The organism is Chitinophaga polysaccharea, from assembly GCF_902150045.1.
GTDB classification, from domain to species: Bacteria; Bacteroidota; Bacteroidia; order Chitinophagales; family Chitinophagaceae; genus Chitinophaga; species Chitinophaga polysaccharea_A.
Genome location: NZ_CABFVU010000001.1, coordinates 108,148 through 131,250, shown reverse-complemented (window position 1 = coordinate 131,250; position 23,103 = coordinate 108,148). Strand labels below are relative to the sequence as shown.

Below are 23,103 nucleotides of genomic sequence, written 5' to 3'. Positions count from 1 at the left end.
TGTTGCCCCATCTTAAAGCTGGCTGTTTGAATCCTTGAACTTTTTACGGAATGTAAGCGCCGTCATCCCCGTTTCCTTACAAAACAACCGGGAAAAATAAGAATAGTTCTCAAAGCCCAGATCATCAGCTATCTGCTTTACGTTCAGGTTGCTGAAGTATAACAGCCGTTTGGCCTCGATAATGACTTTGTATTTTATCCAGAATGAAACGGGAGAACCGGTTATTTTCTTTAAGGATTCATTAAGATATGATTCTGAAATATGAAGCATACGGGCATAATCGGAAGGACCTTTGTATTTTCTTATATTTTCGTTTAATAGTTTTTTGAATTTAAGAGATATTTCCGCGTGTCTTGAACCTTTTGTATCAGTGTCTTCTGCGCCCCGGATGGTATCTGCCGCCATTTCAAGGAATGAGCGAATCAACGAATACAGCACTGTTAAATTTACATTGCCGGAAGTCATTTTACGATAAATGATGTTAAGGAGCTGGTCATAATCATGCGTATCGCTACGCGATAAAGTAACAGGCTTCTGGAAACCCAGCCAGTTTTCGAAAGCATTGCGACAGGCAGGGTCTATTAATGAAGGATCTGTAGCGATGAACCATCCTTTTGCTTTACCTGTTTTAATCCGGTAGTGGATCTGTTCAGGCAGAATATAATATAACTGGTTCGCACGAACGATTTTTTCCTCAAAGTCCACTACCGTTGAGCCAGCGCCTTCCAGCAATATATAGAATATGTAATGATCATCCCGGTGCGCTCCAAGGTATTCAGATTGTTTATGATCTGATTCTTTCCCTGTGAAAGGTTTGAGTAAAAAGGCCCGGTGGGTTCTGTCCTGTAATTTATGTACCGGAATACTGTTCATGCTTTAAGTTTATGATACCTGCAGCCCAAGTAATTTATCCGCATTCCCATGTGCAATCTTCTCCGCCTGTTCCGGGGGAAGCTGGATCTCATTCAAAAAATCAATACCCATCTGGTTATTGCTGAAAGGATAATCGACGGAAAATATAATATTGTCTATTCCAATAGTGTCCAGCGCAATCCGGAGTGGGGGCTGTGTAAAAAAGCCACTGGTAGTAATATATAGTTGCTGCCGGAAAGTATCGATTAATGTCCGTTGATTATATCCGCCATTGCCGGGTTGAAAGGCCCTGTCTGATCGTGCCCACATCATGGGTAACATTTCGCCCATATGACCGATGATTATTTTTAACCCAGGGTACCTGTCAAAGACACCTGCCGCCAGCAGCCGTAACACATGGATCGCGGTTTCTGAATGCCAGCCCCATCCCCAGCAGGCAATGGCATCAAAAGGGCCTGTATGGCCGCCAACGTTGCTGTAATAAGCATCCATCACTGTTTTAGGAGGAACGCCGGGATGAATATAAATGGGAACCCTCAATTTTTCGGCTCTTTCAAAAACCGGTGTAAATTTAGGAGCATCCAGGAATTCGCCGTTGGTAAGTCCCCTGATCATTGCCCCGCGAAAACCGTAAGACATCACCGTGCGCTCAAGCTCATCAGCCGCAGCCAACGGTGCTGTCATGGGAAGATGTGCAAATGCAGTGAACCTGTTGGGATAATCTTTGATTTTTTCCGCCAGCAGATCATTATACCTTGCAGCAAATGCGGGGGCATTGGTGCTGTTTAACAGGTTTACATCCGTATTTTCAACCGATAATACCTGCATGGATATTCCGGACCCGTCCATCGCGTTTAAACGTTCGCCTGAAATATCAGCCAGTTTAGGCATCATTTGAGTGGCGGCAGCGGACGGCGTTTGTTTATCTGATATATCTGCAGGAAGATGACGGGTCATCTCCGGGAATGATACATGTTCTTCTATAGCTACTATTCTCATTTTGACAGATTTGAATAATGCAAAGGAATAACAGTATGTGTGCATCATCAATGATCAACCTGCGGTGATGATAGCACAATTCGCGGTAAATTAATGAATAGGTATTTATGATATGCATTTACTTTTCTCCGCATCCTACTAATAATTTTTGTATTATTAAGGTATCAAATGAAACCCAAATCTCCCGTCATGAACACTCGTCGCAACTTCATACAAAAAATTGCCGCCTCCGCTATGGTGCTGCCCCTGATGCCACTTGCCGGCTGGGCCAAGGACTTTGGAAACTATGATGGCCCGGTACTACGGGTAGCTATCATGGGATTAGGCAGTTACGGTACCCGCGTGGCAGAGGCTATGCAGGCCTGCGTAAAAGCAAAACTGGTAGGCGTGATCAGTGGTACGCCATCTAAAATAAAGGACTGGCAGAGCCGGTTCTCTATCCCCGAAAAAAACTGCTACAACTACGAAAACTTCGACCGAATAAAAGATAATAAAGATATTGATGCGGTATACATTACCACACCAAATGCCCTGCATCACGACGAGGCGATCCGTATAGCAGCCGCAGGCAAACACGTGATCTGCGAAAAGCCCATGGCATTGAATGCCAGGCAGGGCCAGGAAATGATAGCCGCCTGCAAAAAAGCCAATGTAAAATTACTGGTGGGCTATCGCATGCATTTTGAGCCCAAAACACTGGAAGTGATCCGTATGCGTAAGAACGGCGATTTCGGAAAAATCATGTTCTTCCAGGGGCAATGCGGTTTCCGTATTGGCGATCCCACCCAATGGCGGCTCAACAAAGAACTGGCCGGCGGCGGCTCTTTAATGGATATCGGCATTTATGCTATTAACGGCTCCCGGTATATGATTGGAGAAGAGCCCATATGGGTAACGGCCCAGGAAACAAGAACCGACCCCGTGAAGTTTAAAGAAGGGGTGGATGAAACCATCCAGTTTCAGTTGGGCTTCCCTGGCGGGGCAGTTGCCTCTTGCCTGTCCACCTATAACATGAACTACCTGGACCGCTTTTATCTCAACGGTGAAAAAGGATTTGCAGAAATGCAACCATCCACAGGCTATGGCCCTATCCGCGGGCGTACCAATAAAGGAGAGCTTACCCAGCCCCATGTTACCCATCAGACTGTGCAGATGGAAGAAATGGCCGGGATCATCCTGGAAGGAAAACAACCGGTAGTTGCGGTAGATGGAGAAGAAGCGGTAAAAGACCTTAAAATTATTGATGCCATCTACCAGGCAGTTAAAACCGGGAAGAAAGTAGACCTTAACCTGTCATGACCCGGGGGGATCTGCCGAGAAAATATCCGGCGTGATAGTGAAAAACAGCAGGATCATCTATTAGTGGTCTGCCTGCAGCAATTCGCATCTGATCAATTCGTTTCTTTATAGTCAAAATCATCAGCTATGAAAAAACGACTATTGACAGTATTGTTGCTGGTTTGCCTTGCGGGTACTGCCGGCGCGCAGGAACTGCATTATGGCATCAAGGCGGATCTGAACATGTTTAAACTGGATGGGGCGGGCATTAAATCAAATTATACGCTGGGCGGAAGATTAGGTGTATATGCCGAATATGATTTTTCAAAGAAATGGGGCCTGCAGCCGGAGCTCCTGTTTTCACAGGTAGCCCCAAAACGCGGCGACGATTTCAGTGCAAAATATATCCATACCAGTAACGACAACGCGAATAAAACCATAAAGCTCAGCTATATTACCTTACCACTGCTGTTACGTTATAATGTAAATAAATTGATTACTGTTAACGCAGGCCCGCAATACAGCTTCCTGTTCTACGATAATGAAAATCTCCTGACCTACGACCGTAACGCTTTCAAGCGCAGCGACTTTGGCGTGGCTGCCGGCGCTACACTCACCTTCGATATACTGCACGTTTATGCCCGTTATGTACTGGGCCTTACGAATGTGAACGATATCGATGACCGCTACCAATGGAAAACCCGGCAGGCACAAATCGGCATTGGCGTGAATATTAAATAAGCTGCTTTAAGCCTTTACAACGGTATTGTATATACGTTGCAACTGGTGTATATGCCTTTGCGTATGGATGTTAATAAACTGGATCCATTCCAGACGTGTAAACGGCCCGAAACCAGGCACTTCAAAGCTGGTACATTCTTCAGTAAGATTTACCGTATTGGCGGCAGTGGTCAGTTTTTCCCAGATGGCAGCAGTATCCTTCAGTACCGATTCTTTGGGAAGATGCCCCTCGTCAGGCCGTATAAATTCTGGTGAGCTCATTTTAGTATCGAAGTTCAGGAAGACGGATTTCACAGCGGGTATCTTTTCATCCGGTTGACGGTTGGAAGGCGCAGTACTGCCATACAATACTTCGCAATCGCCGGCTTTGCAGATATGTGATGCCACCTGCGCTGCTGTCCAGCTGCCTTCAAAGGGCGCGGTATTCAGTTGTTCCTCGCTAAAAGAATTGAGTAGCTGTTGAAGGGTATCACCGGTGGTAGTTACCTCGCGGAGCAGTTCTTGTCTCATAGATTTCCTTTTCCACAAACTTAAGTGGATATATCCGTACAAAGCGGGGGAGAATACGACAATCAGGCGGGCAAAAGGGGACAAAAACGGCTGGGGGTATTAGTTGCCCGCAGCCGTTTTTATATCAGGACAACATTTTTTTTTCGGCAGATTCCACTGTTTGTGCAATCAGCGTTGCAATGGTCATTGGGCCAACGCCACCCGGTACGGGGGTGTAAGCGGCTACCCGGTTCACCAGCGGGGTAAGTTCTATATCACCGATGCCCCCTTTGTGATAGCCGGCATCTACTACAATAGCGTTGTCTTTTATCCATTCCGCTTTTATAAATTCAGGCTTCCCTACAGCGCCCACTATAATGTCGGCCTGCCTGATCAGCTCCGGTAAATTATTAGTGCGGGAGTGGCAAATGGTAACGGTAGCATTTTCATTCAGCAGCATCATGGCTACCGGCTTACCCAGGATGGGGCTCCGGCCCACTACCACTGCATGTTTGCCGGCAAGGGGCAGCTGGTAATGCTTCAGCAGCTTCATAATGCCTGCAGGAGTGGCGCTGCCATAGGCTGGCTCGCTCATCGACATCCGGCCAAATCCCAGGCAGGTGACTCCATCTACATCTTTATCAATATCTATTTTATCAAAACAAGCCCTTTCATCAATCTGGTGGGGAACGGGGTGTTGTAAAAGAATGCCGCAGATCCGGGGATCGGTATTCAGTTGCCGGATGGTGTCCACTAGCTCTGCTGTAGTGGTTTCTTTGGGCAGATGTGCTTTTACGGAAGTCATCCCCACCCGCTCACACGCATTGCCTTTCATTTTCACATATACTTCAGAGGAGGGATCATCGCCTACAAGGATGGTGGCCAGTACCGGCACTACCCCCGTTTTTTCAATGATGCGCTGCACCCTGGTCTTTAATTCCGCTTCCATTTGTTTGGATAATGCTTTTCCGTCGAGCAGTATTGTCGTAGCTGTCATATGCAGGTGTTTATCTTGTAGAAGATCACAAAGATACTAAGCGGCTGTCATAATTTTTTTTCATGCAGACGCATTCCTGTTACATTTTTTTCCGTCTTTATACATATAGCGGTCTTCCAAAGGGCGGTTATTTATTCACGTATGAAAATCAAACTCTTTTCTATCCTCGTTTTATGTACAGCTTATCTCCTTCCGCTTGGCAGTTACGGATTTATGGCTCCTCCCAGGGAGGTGGATATCTGCGTATACGGCGGCACCTCTGCGGGGGTAATAGCAGCTTATACGGCAAAACAGTTACACAAAACAGTATTGCTGGTATCACCGGAAAAACACCTGGGAGGCCTTACATCCGGTGGATTGGGCTATACCGATATTGGTAACAAATATGCCATCACCGGGTTATCGCGCGATTTTTACCGCCGGATCGGCGCCCATTACGGGAAACTGGAACAGTGGATCTTTGAGCCTCACGTTGCGGAGGCTATCTTCCAGCAGTATATCAAAGCTGCCGGCGTAGAGGTACTTTATGGGTATACTATCAGCAAGGCAGTAAAACAAAACGGGTATGTTACGGAAATAACAGTAGACGGCCCCGCTGCCCAGGTGGTGAAAGCCAAAATGTTTATAGATTGCTCCTATGAAGGCGACCTGATGGCAAAAGCCGGTATCTCCTATACAATAGGCCGGGAAGCCAACGCGCAGTACCAGGAAACCTATAACGGCGTGCAGCTCCTCGATAAACACCAGTTCCCCGATGGGGTGGACCCGTACAAAATACCAGGCAAGCCTGAAAGCGGACTGTTATGGGGTATCAGCAGCGAAACGCTGGCAGCGCAAGGCTCCGGCGATAAAAAGGTACAGGCGTATAATTTCAGGATATGCCTGAGCAACCGCCCGGAAAACCGTATTCCTATTACCAAACCGGAAGACTATGATCCGTCGCGCTATGAGCTCCTGATCCGTCTCCTGAACGCCACCAAACCGGAAGCGCTGAAACCCAATCTCAAGATAGACCTCATGCCCAACGGGAAAACGGACATCAACAATTACGGGGCTTTTTCCACTGATATGATCGGGACGAACTACAACTACCCGGAAGCAGATCCCGCTACCCGGAAAGAGATCGTACGTGAGCACGAGCTTTATACTAAAGGGCTGCTATATTTTATAGGGCATGATGAACGGATACCCGCCCATCTCCGTAAGGAAATGTTGCAATGGGGATACCCGAAAGATGAGTACACCGACAATGGGCACTGGTCGCCGCAGCTGTATATACGTGAAGCAAGACGTATGATAGGCGCTTACGTGATGACCCAGGCCAATTGCGAAGGCCGGGAAAAAGTAAATGATGCCGTGGGGATGGCCGCTTATACAATGGACTCCCATAACTGCCAGCGCATAGTGGTAAATGGGATGGTGAAAAATGAGGGAGATGTGCAGAAAGGGGGCTTCGGGCCATACCCGGTATCTTACAGGTCTATTATCCCAAAGCCGGAAGACGCAAAAAATGTGCTGGTACCGGTTTGTTTATCGGCCTCGCATATTGCCTATGGCTCTATCCGTATGGAGCCGGTGTTTATGGTGCTGGCGCAGTCCGCTGCCACAGCAGCAGTGGTATCCATCGATCAGCGTGTTCCCGTACAGGAAGCAGATGTACAGAAAGTGCAGACTATGCTGCGCACTAATCCGCTGGCAGATAACAGTCCTGCCGAAATACTGGTGGACGACAACGATGCCCAGCATGTAACGGTGAAAGGGGACTGGAAAAAAATGGTGCATGGCTGTTATGGCCCTACTATGCTCACGGACGACAGCAAAGGGGCGGTACCCAAATCAGCGCGCTTTTCACCGGCCATTGAGCGGGCCGGTAAGTATGAAGTATTTACCTATGTGCCCCGCCTGCCCGGTTTGGATGGCAATGCGCATGTAAAGGTGTTTGATGGCAGCACAGTGAAAGAAGTAGAAATTACAGCAGCCAGTATAAAAGTAGAGGGGCAAACATCGGGAGAATGGGTAAGCCTGGGCACCTACCAGCTGAAGGCCGGTACCGGCGCCTATGTGGAAATAGGTAATCACAAAACAGAGGGGATTGTGGCGGCAGATGCGGTATTATTTGTGCCCAGGTGAATATTTAAGTAAAAAAGAGAAGCAGGAAGGATTCGGGCTATTTTTTTTACCGTCTTTATAAATACTGGTAATTCCGCGAAATGATTATTTTGTAATAAATTCCATGACCTTCCTTGCCGAAAGATAGTCCACATAATGAAAAAGAGCTGTTACTGCGTGTGGCAGCAGGGGATCAGCCTGCCTTCCAGCGGTTATTTAACCATTACTGGAGCCGGATGTACGCCAATGCCCTGCAGTTTGTTAGGTCGCCTGTGCTTGCAGAAGACCTGACACAGGAGATCTTTATCAAAATATGGATGAACCGGGAGCGGTTGCAGGGAGTACAGCGTTTCGATGCTTTCCTGTATACCACCGCAAAGAATCTCATCCTGGATGAGTTCAGGAAAAGGGTATTACCTACTGTACAGGAAGAAGGGCAGCATGTATCCATGGCATCCGACCTTCCATCCGCACAGGATAAACTGGAGCTGAAAGATGTAGAAGGCCAGCTGCATGCAGCTATTAACCAGTTGCCCACCCAGCTGCAGCTGGCTTTCCGCCTGAGCCGTTTCCAGGGCATGTCGCACGATGAAATTGCCCGGCAGATGAATATCTCCCGGGTAACTTCCAAAAATTACATTGCAAGGTCTATTGCAGCCATCCGGAAATATATGGGCAGAAGAGCGGAGCATGTTACATGAGTATAACGTTACCGGGTAAACGAAGTATAACAATTTTCCGGTAATAAAGGATTCCCGTTCATTCTTTTTTCGTCTTTATTATTACAACCCTTCATGAGAGTGTTGTTTTTGCACCCGGTTTTATGTTACATGATGAGTTAAAAGATTTATTGGAGAAATATCTCGGCAACCGGCTCACCCCTGGGGAAAGCAGGCGCCTGCAGGTATTGATGCAAACGGAACATACCGGGCCGGCACTGGAAGAAATGATTGCAGGCATACTTGCGGAAAACAGGTACACCACTCCTCCGGACCCTGATTTACAGCAGCAGTTCGATAAAGTGATGGCAACTGCTGCATTACGGCAGGCATTGGTACGGAGAGATGATCCTGGAGAAACGGATATTACTGCGCAGCAAGCGATGCCGGAAGAAGATAACCTCCGCCATCTCTCCAGGAAAAATCTGCGCACCTTTTATAGAACAATGGCCGCGGCCGCAGTGCTGGCTTGTATCCTGGCGGGCGTTTATACCTGGCGCTATTATTACGTACAGCCAAAAACGTTAGTGCTGAAGAAAAGTACGGAGATAAAACCGGGTGGTCATAAAGCAGAGCTGATCCTTGCAGATGGCAGTACTATTGTGCTGGATGAAGCTGGCGCAGGCACTGTAGGCCAGCAGGGCAGTACAAAGATCATAAAACTCGACAGTGGCCGGCTGGCTTATCACGCTGTCAACGGTAACAGCAACGCCGCTCCTGAGTATAATACCATCCGCACACCCAAAGGCGGGCAATACCAGGTGGTATTACCCGATGGCAGCCAGGTTTGGATGAATGCTGCTTCTTCACTGAAATTTCCCGTTGCATTTACCGGCAACAGCAGAACGGTAATGCTCACCGGCGAAGCATATTTTGAAATTGCACAGCATGCGGAAAAGCCATTTATTGTGCAAACATCCGGCATTGAAGTGAAAGTGCTGGGCACTCAGTTTAATGTAATGGCTTATGCCGATGAAGCCAGCATAAAAACCACCTTGCTGGAAGGCGCTGTCCGTGTAACACAGGGTGCTGCTTCGGTTATGATGAAACCCGGCCAGCAGGCGAGTATAGCAGGGAAAGAAGACCGTTTTTTAATTACCCATCCGGAAATGGAAGAAGTGATGGCCTGGAAAGAAGGACAGTTCAGGTTCCGCAAAGCCGAGATCCCGGTGATCATGCGGCAGATTGCACGCTGGTATGATGTGGAGATCGAATACAAAGGCGATGTTTCAGGTATCAGGATGTATGGCAGTATGACCCGCAAAGAAAACATTGAGCAACTGCTGGAATTAATGGAACAAACAGGAAGGGTGCATTTCACCATCAATGGAAACCGTATCACCGTAATGCCCGTCACTATAAACTAAACCAGGACATTACTCCACTTATCATTTATTAAATCTCAACCAAAAGGTAGTATGGAATTGTTCACTATTGCCCACTCCCACGGGAGGAGGAGCCGTATGCCGGCTACACAACGAACATGGATGGTGATGGGGCTCATCACCTGGCTGCTGCTGGCTGCATCCCTTAACGCCGGCGCACAAACCGTGAAGCTCTCTGTTAACAAAATGCCGCTCGACAAAGTATTTGATCTCATCAGCAAACAAACCGGTTACCAGTTTATATGCGATGAAAAGCTGCTGGCAGATACACCGCCACTGAGCGTGAATATCACCAACAAATCACTGGAAGAAGCATTGAAGATCTGCCTGAAAGATCTGCCCCTGACTTACCTGATCAAGTATGGCACCGTGGTTATCAAAAAGAGCCCGGCGCCCGGCACAAAGCTGCCACCACCCGCCAACGGATCACCGGCCAAAACCATTAGCGGTATTGTTACCGATAGTGCCGGCACAGGTTTACCCGGTGTAACGGTGGGTATAAAAGGCACGGCAAAAGGAGTGCTCACGGATGAGAACGGGAAATTTTCCCTGCCTGGCGTTACAGACGATGATGTGCTCTCCTTTTCCAGTATCGGCTATCTTACTAAACAGCAACCGGTAAAAGGCGAAATTTTTTTTCGTATACCTTTGTCCGTTACCCCCAAATCATTGGTGGAAGTGGTGGTAGTAGGATACAGTACACAGAAGAAAGTAAACCTGACCGGCGCTGTAGCTACGGTGTCAGGTGAAGTGCTGGCCGCCAGGCCGGTGGGCCAAACCACTGCAGGGCTCCAGGGCACCATGCCCGGCGTTACCATTACGCAGGGCAACGGTAAGCCGGGGGGAGATGGTGGAACAGTGCGTATCCGCGGCTGGGGCACCCTGAAGAATCCCGACCCGCTGGTGCTTATAGATGGAGTGGAAGGTTCTATTAATAATATTGATCCCAATGTGATCGCCTCGGTTACCGTGCTTAAAGATGCGGCATCAGCCTCTATCTATGGTTCACGCGCTGCAAATGGCGTAATACTCGTGACCACCAAAAGAGGTAAAAGCAATAAGCTATCAGTTAACTATAACAATTATGTGGGCTGGCAAAAACCTACCAACCTGCCGGCGCTTACCAATGCGCTGGATTATATGCTGCTCGCCAACGAAGCCTATAAAAATTCCGGCCGCTCGCCTTTATATTCGGATGAATTACTGGAGAAGTACCGTCGCCAGGGCAACGGCAGCTCCGATTCGCTGCCCAATACCGACTGGCAGAAAGCGGTGCTCACAGGCTCCGGTTTTCAGCAAAGCCATTTCTTAACAGTAAACGGTGGTACAGACAAAGTAAAGATGCTGGTATCGCTGGGGTATTTCGATCAGAAAGGAGTGATTGACCATACAGAGTTTAAACGCCTTACCATACGCAGTAATACCGATGTTGTTTTTTCGAAGAAGTTAAACATGCAGTTCGATCTGCAGTATATCAGTCCTGTTACCACGGAGCCTGCACTGGGCGCCGATGTGGTGTTTGCCTACATGAACAATATTTCCCCTAACCAGCTCGCGGTAAATTCCAATGGCACCACCGGCGAAGGATGGGTAGGAGCCAATCCTGCTGCAGCCGCAAAGATCGGCGGTTTGAACCGGGTAAGCGCGCCCTGGGGCAGCATTAATACCTCCCTGAATTATCAACCGGTAGAATGGCTTACCGCTTCCATTAACATTGCACCTAAATATGTGCAAACCTACAGGAACAAGTTTAACAAAGTGCTGCAAACCTATCACCCGGATGGCACCCCCAGCTATAAACAGCCACAGGTAAGTACCCTGGATGTTTCCAGCCAGCGGGAGTTTTATAATAACCTGCGTGGTACGCTCACCTTTCAGAAGAAAATTGGCGTGCATGATCTGAAGATACTGGCAGGCGCTGAGCAGAACAGCTATCGCCGCGACTCATTTTCTGCATACAGGGATAACTATATTCTGCCCGATTATCCTGTGCTGAATGCCGGATCTGCTATTAATATGAACAACAGCGGCACCGGCGAGGAATGGTCGCTGCGCTCTTTTTTCGGCAGGATCAATTATAACTATAAGGAAAAATATTTGCTGGAGATAAATACCCGTTACGACGGATCCTCCCGTTTTGCAGAGGGCCGCAAATGGGGCGTGTTCCCATCCGCTTCCGCGGGATGGCGTATTTCGGAAGAACCGTTTATGGCGTCGCTGAAACCGGCGGTGAATGAACTGAAGCTGCGTGCATCATGGGGCCGGCTGGGGAACCAGAACATTGGCACCTATCCTTCGGCTACGGTAGTGAACCTGAGTCCTTATGTGATAGGCGGGCAAATTGTAAATACGGCCATGCTGGATGCACTGGCGAATAAGAATATCACCTGGGAAAGTACCGAGATGAGTGATGTAGGATTTGATGTAACCCTGTTTTCCCATCTCTCCATAACAGCAGATTATTATGTAAGCAAAACAAAAGATATCCTGCTGCTGCTCAATATTCCGTTGATAACAGGATTAAAGGCACCTTACCAGAACGCGGGTAAGGTAAGTAACAAAGGCTGGGAGCTGGGCCTTAATTACGACGGGAAAATACGCGATTTTAAATATAACATCGGCGTTAACGTTTCTGATGTGATAAATAAAGTAGTGGACATGCACGGTATTAACCAGTCGGCCGTAACGGTGAGCAGGGAAGGATACCCGGTGAACTCAATTTTCGGCCTGCAGGCAGAAGGATTTTTTCAGAGCGATGATGAAGTGGCCAAACATGCTACACAGTTTGGTACTATTGCACCAGGTGATATCAAATACAAAGACCAGAACGGCGACGGCATTATCAATGAAAGCGATAAAGTGATCCTCGGTAACACAGTGCCCCGCTATACCTATGGCGTTAACCTGAACGCATCGTGGAAAGGCTTCGATATAGGCGCTTTCCTGCAGGGAGTAGGGAAGGTAGACGGCCTGATCTATGGCGCCGGTATCATGCCGTTCTATGTAAGCTCCGTTGGCGGTACGGCACAGGAACGCTTCAAGGATTACTGGACACCGGAACACAAGGATGCCGCATTTCCCAGGCTGGTATTTGGCGGTACCAACAACCAGCAGATCTCCAGCTTCTGGATGAAGAGCGCGGCCTACCTGCGCCTGAAGAACCTGCAGATGGGGTATACCCTGCCAGCCCACCTGGTAAAGGCAGTACGGCTCAACAGCCTGCGGGTGTTTGTAAACGGCTCCAACCTGTTTACCGCCAGTAAATTCTGGAAAGGATACGATGTGGAAACTGCTGTGGGCGTGGCCGATAGCTATGCCATTGTAAAGGTGTACAGTTTTGGCGTTAATGTAAATTTCTAAAAACAGCAATCATGAGAAAGTATTTCACTTGTTGGGTGATCGTGGCTGTAGCCCTTACAGGTACATTTGCCTGTAACAAATCATATCTCGATAAAGATCCTTTAAATGGTCCTTCCGATGACGCTTTTTTTAATAACCAGGACGAATTGCTGGTAGCAGTAAACGGCCTGTATAAAGGGTTGAATAAACCAAATGACAAAGACGCTGATCCGTCACAACTGGATGGTTTTCCACCGGTGCTGCTGTTTGATGCTGCCAGCGATATCGGCTACGAACGGAATAACAGCGACCTGCAGAAAATAGGCATGGGAAACCACGATGCCAACAATACATTTACACAAGGCATATGGACTGCATACTATAAAGTGATAGGACGATGCAACTATATACTGGACAATGCAGAGAAGGTACGGCCGGTAACCGACCCGGTGCTGTACAGGCGCAGCATGGGGGAAACCCGTTTTGTACGTGCATTTATGTACCAGCAGTTGTTGGCGATGTTTGGTGGCGTGCCATTGGTAACGCATACGCTTACACTGGAAAATTCACAGGTACCCCGAAGCGAAAAAGCAGCCGTGCTTAAATTTGTATTCGATGAGCTGGATAGTGCAGCCGCCTCGTTGCCGGTTAGCTATACCGCTACTGATTACGGTCGTGCCACCAAAGGCGCCGCACTCACCATAAAAGCAAGGGCTGCGCTGTATAATGAACAGTGGAAAGTTGCCGCGGATGCAGCCAAAGCAGTGATGGATCTGAACGTGTACAGGCTGGACGACAGCTATCCCCGGTTATTCAGCTACGACGGAAAAAATTCACCTGAAGTGATCATGGCCCTGCAATACCAGCTGCCGGTTATCAACTGGGCCGGGCCATACCCGCTGCTGTGCAGGAATGCCGGCGGCGCTTCGAATAAGATCCCGACACAGTCGCTGGTCGACAGCTACGAATGTACCGATGGCCTCACCATCGATCAGTCGCCGTTGTTCAACCCGCAGCAACCTTTTGCCAACCGTGATCCGCGGCTGGGCTACACCATTGCGCTGCCGGGATCTGTATTTTTTAATTACCAGTTTGAAACGCATAAGGACAGTCTCATGTGCTGGAATTACAATACTACGCCGGCTACCCGGATTGCCAACCAGGATGCCACCAATGCCTATGCATCTTTCAGCGGTTATTGCTGGCGTAAGTATGTGGATCTGAAAGATAAAGACAACACGCGGCAGTCGACCCTGAGCATCATCCTGGCGCGGTATGCAGAGATCCTGCTTATTTATGCAGAAGCGAAGATAGAGGCCAATGAGCTGGATGGCACGGTATACCAGGCCATCAATGCGGTGAGGGGCAGGCCTGGCGTAAATATGCCGGTGATCCCGCCTGGAAGCACCCAGGCGGCCTTACGCTCTGCAGTAAGGAAGGAGCGGCTGTATGAACTGGCCATGGAAGGGTTCCGGATGTTTGATATCCGCCGGTGGAAAATTGCTGATAAAGTAATGAAAGGCCCGTTATACGGGCGTGTGCCCAGGGGGCTGCTGGCTGCCGCCCCGAAGATAGATGCCAACGGTATTGCTGATTACAGTGCAGTACCCAACAGGGCAGATATGCGGGTAATAGAAGTGCGCACGTTTAATGCCACAAGGGATTACCTGTGGCCAATCCCTTATATAGAAACACAAACAGATCCGTTGATAGTACAAAATCCGGGGTATTGAGTGTCCTGAATGAATGCTGTTATCAAATTAGTTCTTTGATCATAGATATTCAATGCTGGGTAAATGATGATGGCAGGCCCATCGGGGGCGGTTTTCAGGAGCAGCCCTCAAACCACCTTCAGCTGCTGCAATTAAGAGTTGTGGTAGTGAGCATGAAAGGAAAAGGCATATTAAATATGTCAGGTGTGTGTTAAGAAGACGAACACTGTGAACTGTCGATAGAGGCGTCGAAAGGGTAAGAAGATGTCAAAACCAATGTCCAGTACCGTCATTGGGACAAGCAGCAAAGTTACCTGATTACTGTTGCTGTGGCATCCGGCGTATAGACAGCGTGATCTTAACACAGGCGTTTACCGGGAACAGGAGAACCTGTCGCGGGCATGTTAAGAGAAAATATCAAGCTGCAATTCATTGTGGAAGTATGGTAGAAGCGGTAAACCTGAAAGCATCGTTAAGTGATCGACTGAAAACATGTGGGTTAGAACTGCATCCAGAGAAAACCCAGGAGGTCTACTGCAAGGATAGCAACAGGAGGCAACAAGGAGTAACGAAAATGTCTTTCGACTTCCCTGGCTACACCTTCAAACCATGATTGGCGCGAAATAGTCAACGTGGAGTTTGGTTTACCAACTGGCTACCGGCAGTAAGCATTGGGTCGATGCGCTCGATGAATGAGAAGATGGGTAAATGGGAAGTGCTGAAACGAACGACGAATACATTGCAGGAAGTAGCGGCAGAGATCAATCCGGTATTAACCGGCTGGATTAATTACTACAGTAAATTTTACAAAGCAACACTTGTGAATTATATGCACATAGTCAATGTAAAACTTGCGCGCCGGGCAAGACGAAAATACAAGCACCTGAGAGCCAGTGAAATGAAAGCGATACGGTGGTTGCACGGAATATCCGTCCGACAGCCCACGCTCTTTGCCCACTGGGCACTCTTAGGATCGAAACCAACGATTTGATAACCGGAGCCGTGTAACGGGAGACTGTTACGCACGGTTCTAACAGAATCTCGGGCTGAGATGCCCGGGTTTACTTACTGATTTCCGGAGATGATTTCGTGATATTTTTTCCGGCTGCCCGTTGTATTTACAGCGGGCAGCTTAGTTTCTGAGGTCTTTCGGAAGCAGGCCGAATTTTTTCCGGAAGGCTGCGGTAAAGTGGTGCGGATATTTATAGCCCATCCTGTCGGCCACCTCGTTTACATACATTTTTTCTTCCAGCAGTAACCGTTTGGCTTCCTGCATCCTCAGCCCGGAAATATAGCCGAACACCGTGTTGTTGAACAGGGCTTTAAAGCCGTTTTTCAGCTTCATCTGGTTAATGCCGGCTGTACGGGCCAGCTCTATTATGGAAAGCGGCTGTTCATAGTGCGCATCGATGTAATGTTTGATACTGTGAAGCCTTTCTATATCGGCAGCCGACAGGCCTGTTGCGGCAGGCAATGGCTGATCCAGTTGCAGTACCTGCATAAGGAACAGCTCCGTGGCTTTGGTTTCCAGGTAAGTGGCCTTCAGCGCACCGCTGTATGGGGCATGTTGCATATCGTTGATGATATGGTGCATGGCCGGTAACATTTGCGCGGTAAATTCCTGTGAAGGGATGTTAAAGGTGTGATATTGCCGGAAACGTTCCAAAAACCGGCTTTCCTCAGTGAAAATATGATCAAAGAAATCGTCGGTAACAATCAGTTCAAAAAAAGAGCGTGTTTTATGGTTCGTAGGGGGAATGTAAAGCTCATGTGATTCCGGCGATTCACGGTATACCACGAATTGTTTTTCCCTGATGGTATGTGTGCTGGCCGCACCAGCATCCTGTATCCTGAAATGCGATACGATGGCCTTTTTATCCGGCCTGAAAGAAAGCACCCGTGGCTCGTGGTTCACATAACTGCCCCAGCGGAGATCCAACCCGTTAAAAGAGATCTCTTCCAGCTGTATGCGAAAGCCGGAAGGGTCTTGTATATGCAGTTGTTTTTCCTGTACAGGAGGCTGATCTGCGTTACGGGTTACCTGGCATCTGCGGATCATAATACTTCTTTTTGCGTTGATGAGAGTTCCTCAAGCGTTATCTGCCGGAATTGCGGGGCGGTAACTTTGGGTGAGTAAAATTAAATGATTAAAATGGAAAACACACAGTACCGCACTGTATTCGGTGCAACAGGGAAAATAGGCAAAGCATTGCTCGGGTATTTATCGCGTGCAGAAGTACCCACTATCGCAGTAACCAGGGATCTCAGCAGGGCGGAAAGCCTGCCTTTTGTAAAATGGATGGCTGCCGACATGAGCCGGCCGGAAACGCTTGCCGCCACTATGGAAAACAGTACGGCAGTTTTCCTGGTATCCGGTATGGGAACCGGTTTTGTAGAGGAGCAGCATAATGTGATCAAGGCAGCTAAGGCGGCCGGGGTAAATCATTTTGTAAAGTTATCCTCCGCCGCCGCCGGGAAAAGCTCGCCGCAACATATTGCAGCATCGGCCATCGGGAAGTCGCACAAAGAAGTGGAAACGCTGCTTACGTCTTCCGGTCTGAACTGGACCATCCTGCAACCTACCGGATTTATGCAGAACTGGCTGGGAGAGTTTTCAAAACGGGTAAAAGAGGAGCGCGGTATTTACGAAGCCATCGGTGATGGACGCCGGGCGTATATCGACCTCCGGGATATTGCCGAAACAGCCTTTACGGTGCTCATGAACCCGGCGGAACATGCGGGAAAAACATATATCCTCACCGGCGATGAGGCCCTCAATTACCGGCAGCTGGCTGATATCATAGGAGAGGTGATAGGCGATAAAGTAACCTATGTGCCGCTTACGCTGGAGGAGGCCAGGGAAAGAATGGAAAAGAAGGGAATGCCGCAGTGGGCCATACAAACCCTTATGGTTTATACTGAAATACAGCGGAACGGCGATGCCGCATATATCAGCCCTGATGTATCGCGGCTGCTGCAAAAACCGGCACGCACGGCAACCGGTTTTATAAAAGACTATATGGAGTGGTTTAAATAAACCTGGTGCCGGGGGAATGCTTACAAGGGGGCTACGTTGGCACTCCCTGTGATATACCGGTTTTAAAGCCATAAGAAGTTTACCTGGCAACAATTCCCCAATTCCGGCATTTCCGCTGACATTTGTTTTACCCCAGGGGGTGTATCAAAAGTACGATACACCCTCTTTTTATTTGGATACCTGGTGCAGGCTGCAGCTGTTTAACCGGATCCCAAACCTTCATTTATTTTTAATACATTTTCTTTTTTAGTGTAAAAACGACATTTATATCAAAAAAATGACAATTCTCCTGTAAGCGCCTATGCAGTGCAGGCTTCACATTCTATCTTCCATAAATTTTTAAAAATTCCTGAAAAAAAATAATGTGCCAATAAGTATTAATTGTATATTAGACAATTAATAATTGCTTGGTTCCAGGAAGAAAGGACAAGCCGTAAGTAAAGACAGGTTTCACGTTTATGTTAATTTTCCACTTATGAATGGTGTGCATCTTCAACAATATGCAGACGATATCCTTTTAGATTTGCTGAAAGAAGATAACGGGGAAGCTTTCGATGTGATATACATGCGTTACTGGGAGCGGCTGTACTTTTATCTGGTAAAGGCGATCAGGGATACCGCAGAGGCGGAAGATATACTGCAGGAAATATTTGTGTCGCTCTGGAAACGCCGCCGCAACCTGGAGAATGTAGACTCCCTGTACTCCTATCTCCATTCCTGCGTAAGGTATGGGGGCTTCCGGTATATCCGCCAGGAAATAAAGAGGAACCATTTCCGCAAGTCATGGAGCCTGCTTTTTACAGACGCCGATGATCTTTTTGAACAGCAGCTGGCAGCCAACGAATTATCCCTGTTGGTAAACCGTGAAATAGATAAACTGCCCCTGAAAATGAAGCAGGTATTTCTCCTGAGCAGAACAGAAGATCTCTCCCATAAAGAAATTGCACATAAACTGAATATCTCCGATAAAACAGTAAAGAAACAGATCAGCAATGCCCTCAAATATCTTCACCTGAAGCTGAATGTATAAAATTCAAAAAAATACTGCCAGCATCTACTACCATCCCTTCTTTTTATACACTTCTATATAACCACGTGTTCCAATACAAAGAAAAACAGCCGTTATGAATGAAACAGAATTTAACACGCTGCTGGAACGTTACCTGAAGGGGGAATGTACACCGGAACAAAAGGAGTGGATGGAACAGTGGTTCGACCGTCTTTCGGAAGAAGGCAGCGGAAAGGATCTGGGGGTAGACAGGGAGATGGTGATGCGCCGGTTGAAAGATCGTATTGACCGGCGGATCAAAAGACAAAATTTTTTTAATCTCCCGTTAATATTGCGTGTAGCCGCTTCCGTTATATTTATTATATCGTTGGGTACATGGGCATACCTGCATTTTCATAGTACAAACACCGTAGGGTATATCACCATGTCCGCAGCCAGGGGGAAACAGCTGAAACTGTTGCTCCCGGATGGATCCGGGGTAATACTTAACGCAGGATCAGTGATCCGATACCCGGAGAATTTTAAGGAGAACAGGACCATAACACTCCAGGAAGGAGAGGCCTGTTTTGATGTAACAAATGATCCTGCTCATCCCTTTACTGTAACAAGCGCCGGTATACAAACAGAAGTACTGGGTACTGCTTTTAATGTACAGGCATATAAAGCATTGGATGAAGTAACGATAACGGTTATACGTGGAAAAGTAGCTGTAGGAACATCCGGGCAGGAGCTACCAATGCTGCTTACACCGGATGAACAGGCAGTGATTCAACGCAGCAACGGAGCCCGGCAGAAGAAAATGGTGAATGCAGCAGCTATCGCCGGGTGGACAACCGGTAAGCTCGTGTTCAGGAACGAAACACTGCAGCACGTGGCCATTATGCTGGAGAATATTTATGATGTTAAAATTATTTTTAAAGATGAAGCTACGAAGGGGATACGTTTTACAGCAAATTTCAGTTCCACCGATTCATTGGAAAAAATCCTTTTCGCCATCGCTAAAGCCAACAAACTTAACTGGACTGTACGTAATAAAGTAGTACAATTCTAAATCCAACTTTTACTTAACCAAAACTCTAACTTGTATGAAGCGATTCACTTGGTGTCATCTCTATGCCATCCGGAAAACGATGCGCGCCGGCTGCAGCATATTCCTCCTTATCTCCCTGTGTTCACAACTATTGTTTGCAGGCGCGTTAACAGGGCAAACAGCCAGTAGCATCAGAATAAGTGTGCAGCTGGAAAACCGTTCCCTGCAGAATATCCTGGCGGAGATGGAAAAGAAAAGCGGTCTTTCATTTGTTTATAATGACAAGCTCGTAGCGGAATACAGCCGGCTATCAGTATCGGCAAACGGGCAGCCGTTGTCTGTTGTTTTGGACAAGGTACTGAAACATACAAAGCTCGGTTACCTGCAGAAGGATAACCTGATCATTATCGTGGAGAAAGAGGCCCCGGCGCAGGATATCATCGAGGTGACCGCTGCACCTGTACAGGAAGTAACTGTTCAGGGAAAAGTAACTGATGGAGAGAATGCACCATTGCCCGGGGTGAGCGTGAAAATTAAGAACGGGCAAACAGGAACAACCACCAATGTGGATGGTAAATACCATATCACTGTTGCCCCGGATGCTGTACTTGTATTCTCCTACCTGGGTTTCCAGGAGGTAGAAATGCCGGTAAACGGCAGAAAATCGGTAGATGTAGTGATGAAGGCTTCCATCGCGAGTTTGAGCGAAGCCGTGGTAATTGGTTATGGCACCCAGCGCAGGGGCGATGTAACCAGTGCGGTAGCTACCGTAAAATCGGAGAACTTTGTAAAAGGACCGGTACTGGACGCCGGTCAGTTACTACAGGGAAAAGTGGCCGGTTTAACTATTGCCACACCCAGCGGCAACCCCACCGATGGCTCCCAGATATTGCTGCGTGGCAACACCACTTTATTCGGCGCCAATGCCAACCCGCTCGTTATTATTGATGGTATTCCCGGCGACCTGAAAACAGTAGCCCCGGAAGATATTGAATCCATGGATGTGCTGAAAGATGGCTCCTCCGCTGCCATTTATGGTGTGAGAGGTTCCAATGGCGTTATCATCATCACTACAAAAAGAGCCAAAGGCACCTATTCCAACTCCGTTGATTACAGTGGTTATGCTACTACGCAGGTCATCTCTAAAAAACTGGATATGCTTACTGCGCAGGATTACCGCGACCAGATCAAGGCCGGCACCAGACTGGCCTCCTGGGATGCAGGCGGCGCCACCGACTGGCTGAAGGAAGCTACCCGCACACCGTTCACACAGGTACATAACCTTACCATCCGTGGCGGCAATGCAACTACCAACTATCTGGCATCTGCCAACTACCGCGCGTTACAGGGTATCTTCAGGAAAAGTGATAACAATACCTTCTCCGGCAGGATCGATGTGAATCATAGCATGTTCAACGATAAACTGAAACTGAATGTAGGTATCCTGAACCAGACCAATAACTATACCCGTAACAACAATGGCGATAATAGTTTTAACGGATGGATCTACCGTCAAACTGTGATCAGGAATCCTACTGAACCGGTGCGTAACGAAAATGGCGATTTCTATGAGCAAACCGGCAACTTCGATTATGAGAACCCAATGGCATTGCTGTATGAAAGCGATGGTGAGGCGAAGAATGTAAATTCCCGTATGAATGCTACCCTTACTTACAGACCTATTAATAATCTGAAATTGTCGGCCTTATTCTCTTATGCACGTTTTAACTCCAATAAAGGATACGCGGAATCCAAGAAGCATATCTCCAATATTAAAAGCGGTGTGAATGGTTTTGCCTCTGTAGCCTCTGATCTGTCTATAGACCGCCTGACCGAGTGGACAGCAGAGTATACCAGGTCGTTCAACGAGCACCATTTTACTTTACTGGGCGGATACGGCTACCAGGAGAATGAATCTTCCGGATCTTATTCCGATAACCAGGATTTTCCAACAGATGTTTTCGGGTATAACAATATTGGTTTGGGAGAAGGGATCAAGAACAAGCTGGCCAATATCAGCAGTTATAAAACAGAAACAAACCTCGTCAGTTTTTTCACAAGGCTGAATTATAACTACAAGGATCGTTACCTGTTGCTGGCCAGTTTGAGAAGAGAGGGAGCCAGCCAGTTGTATGGGGCCAAAAACCCATGGGGTAATTTCTGGGCAGTATCCGGCGGATGGAGGATCTCCAACGAAAATTTCATGAAACAGCAAGGCCTGTTTGATGACCTGAAGTTGCGTGTTGGATACGGTATCACCGGTAATCCGCCGCAGGATGGGTTCCTGAGCCAGCCATTGATCGGCTATGGCGATTATGTATATACCAATGGTAAATGGTCCCGCATCCTGATACCGGCTACCAATGCCAACCCGTTTATCCGCTGGGAAGAGAAAGCAGAGGCAAACATCGGGCTGGATTTCAGCTTGCTGAGAGGCCGCATTAGCGGTAATGTGGATGTATACAACCGGCAGATCAGGGGATTGCTGTATGAATACGAAGTGCCAAGTCCGCCGAACCTTTACCGCCGAACCAAGGCCAACGTAGGTAAAATGGAAAACAAAGGCGTGGAAGTGATGCTGAATTTTGTGCCGGTAAAAGCCAGGGATTTTACCTGGAGCTCCAGCGTCAATTTCTCTACTAACAGTAATAAATTAGTCAGCCTTTCAAACGAATTGTACCAAACCACTACGCCTTACTTCACTACCGGTGCCGCGGGCATTCCTATACAAACATTTACCAGCATCGTTACCATCGGTAAAGGTATTGGTGATTTCTACGGATATAAGGTGATTGATATTGATGATAACGGGAAATGGATATACGAAGGAAGAGATGGTAAACCTGTGAACTATGATAATTTTGCCCATGCTTTTGAAGATAAAAAAGTAATTGGTAATGGTTTGCCGAAATATTATGCCGGATGGAACAATAACTTTTCCTACAAACGTTTCGACCTGAGTGTTACTATGCGCGGGGCTTTTGGATACCAGATCCTCAATTCACAACGGATGTATATGGAGAACCCTGCCATCCAGAATTATAATATCCTGAAATCGGCTTATGATCCTGTTTTCGGAAAAAAAGTATTGAACGTAAATGCACTTGAGCTGAACAGTTATTATGTGGAGAACGGAGATTTCTGGAAGATTGATAATATCACTTTAGGTTATTCTCTTCCCCAAACAAAAAATAAATATCTCAAAGGGGCGCGTTTCTATGTTTCCTCGCTGAATACTTTCATTATCACGAAGTATAAAGGCCTGGATCCTGAAGTGAACAGGCTGGGGCTGAATCCGGGTATAGATGACCGCGATAAGTATCCGTCGACCCGTTCGTTTACCGTTGGTGTGAACCTGAATTTCTAATCTCCCAAAAAAAACACGT

General features: G+C 47.6%; 17 protein-coding genes. 12 read left to right on the top strand and 5 right to left on the bottom strand.

Annotated features, from left to right (window positions below; genetic code table 11):
- Window positions 1-12 precede the first annotated feature (12 nt).
- Together FN124_RS00590 and FN124_RS00585 are read right to left on the bottom strand one after the other, a co-directional pair.
- Window positions 13-873, bottom strand: coding sequence for a helix-turn-helix domain-containing protein (locus FN124_RS00590; RefSeq protein ID WP_142682856.1), 861 nt, complete (start codon window positions 871-873; stop codon window positions 13-15).
- 9 nt (window positions 874-882) lie between these two features.
- Window positions 883-1,872, bottom strand: a complete 990-nt coding sequence (locus tag FN124_RS00585) for an amidohydrolase family protein (protein WP_142682855.1) — start codon at window positions 1,870-1,872, stop codon at window positions 883-885.
- Window positions 1,873-2,061: 189 nt separating this feature from the next.
- Between FN124_RS00585 and FN124_RS00580 the strand changes: the two genes are divergently transcribed.
- Entirely contained in the window at window positions 2,062-3,171 is a 1,110-nt protein-coding gene (locus FN124_RS00580) for a Gfo/Idh/MocA family protein (protein ID WP_142682854.1), read from the top strand.
- Window positions 3,172-3,297: 126 nt separating this feature from the next.
- Complete coding sequence (locus FN124_RS00575; RefSeq protein WP_142682853.1) at window positions 3,298-3,891, top strand: porin family protein; 594 nt, start codon at window positions 3,298-3,300, stop codon at window positions 3,889-3,891.
- Window positions 3,892-3,897: 6 nt separating this feature from the next.
- Here the strand turns inward: FN124_RS00575 and FN124_RS00570 are convergent, their stop codons facing one another.
- A complete protein-coding gene (locus FN124_RS00570; protein WP_142682852.1) occupies window positions 3,898-4,401 on the bottom strand; it encodes a DinB family protein in 504 nt (167 codons plus the stop codon).
- A 124-nt stretch (window positions 4,402-4,525) separates the two neighbouring features.
- The gene (folD, locus tag FN124_RS00565) at window positions 4,526-5,377 is read right to left on the bottom strand and encodes a bifunctional methylenetetrahydrofolate dehydrogenase/methenyltetrahydrofolate cyclohydrolase FolD (RefSeq protein WP_142682851.1); all 852 of its coding nucleotides are present in this window, start codon (window positions 5,375-5,377) and stop codon (window positions 4,526-4,528) included.
- Window positions 5,378-5,518: 141 nt separating this feature from the next.
- On the opposite strand from folD, the gene FN124_RS00560 reads away from it, so the two are divergent.
- The 6 genes from FN124_RS00560 to FN124_RS00535 all read left to right on the top strand — a co-directional run bounded on the left by FN124_RS00560 (window position 5,519) and on the right by FN124_RS00535 (window position 15,632).
- Window positions 5,519-7,507: an FAD-dependent oxidoreductase gene (locus FN124_RS00560; protein WP_142682850.1), complete on the top strand. Its 1,989-nt coding sequence runs from the start codon at window positions 5,519-5,521 to the stop codon at window positions 7,505-7,507.
- A gap of 113 nt (window positions 7,508-7,620) precedes the next feature.
- Window positions 7,621-8,187: an RNA polymerase sigma factor gene (locus FN124_RS00555; RefSeq protein ID WP_142682849.1), complete on the top strand. Its 567-nt coding sequence runs from the start codon at window positions 7,621-7,623 to the stop codon at window positions 8,185-8,187.
- A 149-nt stretch (window positions 8,188-8,336) separates the two neighbouring features.
- Window positions 8,337-9,572 (top strand): FecR family protein, encoded by a 1,236-nt coding sequence (locus tag FN124_RS00550; RefSeq protein ID WP_185937036.1) that lies wholly within the window; start codon window positions 8,337-8,339, stop codon window positions 9,570-9,572.
- A 51-nt stretch (window positions 9,573-9,623) separates the two neighbouring features.
- Window positions 9,624-12,950, top strand: coding sequence for a TonB-dependent receptor (locus tag FN124_RS00545; RefSeq protein WP_142682847.1), 3,327 nt, complete (start codon window positions 9,624-9,626; stop codon window positions 12,948-12,950).
- An 11-nt stretch (window positions 12,951-12,961) separates the two neighbouring features.
- A complete protein-coding gene (locus tag FN124_RS00540; RefSeq protein ID WP_142682846.1) occupies window positions 12,962-14,662 on the top strand; it encodes a RagB/SusD family nutrient uptake outer membrane protein in 1,701 nt (566 codons plus the stop codon).
- Window positions 14,663-15,320: 658 nt separating this feature from the next.
- Window positions 15,321-15,632, top strand: coding sequence for a group II intron maturase-specific domain-containing protein (locus tag FN124_RS00535; protein ID WP_142682845.1), 312 nt, complete (start codon window positions 15,321-15,323; stop codon window positions 15,630-15,632).
- A gap of 141 nt (window positions 15,633-15,773) precedes the next feature.
- Here the strand turns inward: FN124_RS00535 and FN124_RS00530 are convergent, their stop codons facing one another.
- Window positions 15,774-16,700 carry a helix-turn-helix transcriptional regulator gene (locus FN124_RS00530; RefSeq protein WP_142682844.1) on the bottom strand — a complete coding sequence of 309 codons (927 nt, stop codon included), beginning with the start codon at window positions 16,698-16,700 and terminating at the stop codon, window positions 15,774-15,776.
- 93 nt (window positions 16,701-16,793) lie between these two features.
- On the opposite strand from FN124_RS00530, the gene FN124_RS00525 reads away from it, so the two are divergent.
- From FN124_RS00525 to FN124_RS00510, 4 genes are all read left to right on the top strand, one after another.
- On the top strand, window positions 16,794-17,678 hold the full coding sequence (locus FN124_RS00525; RefSeq protein WP_185937035.1) for an SDR family oxidoreductase: 885 nt from the start codon (window positions 16,794-16,796) through the stop codon (window positions 17,676-17,678).
- A gap of 475 nt (window positions 17,679-18,153) precedes the next feature.
- Window positions 18,154-18,708, top strand: coding sequence for an RNA polymerase sigma-70 factor (locus FN124_RS00520; protein WP_142682842.1), 555 nt, complete (start codon window positions 18,154-18,156; stop codon window positions 18,706-18,708).
- Between the two features lie 94 nt (window positions 18,709-18,802).
- A complete protein-coding gene (locus FN124_RS00515; protein WP_142682841.1) occupies window positions 18,803-19,738 on the top strand; it encodes a FecR family protein in 936 nt (311 codons plus the stop codon).
- 34 nt (window positions 19,739-19,772) lie between these two features.
- Complete coding sequence (locus tag FN124_RS00510; protein ID WP_221887703.1) at window positions 19,773-23,084, top strand: TonB-dependent receptor; 3,312 nt, start codon at window positions 19,773-19,775, stop codon at window positions 23,082-23,084.
- Window positions 23,085-23,103 lie beyond the last annotated feature (19 nt).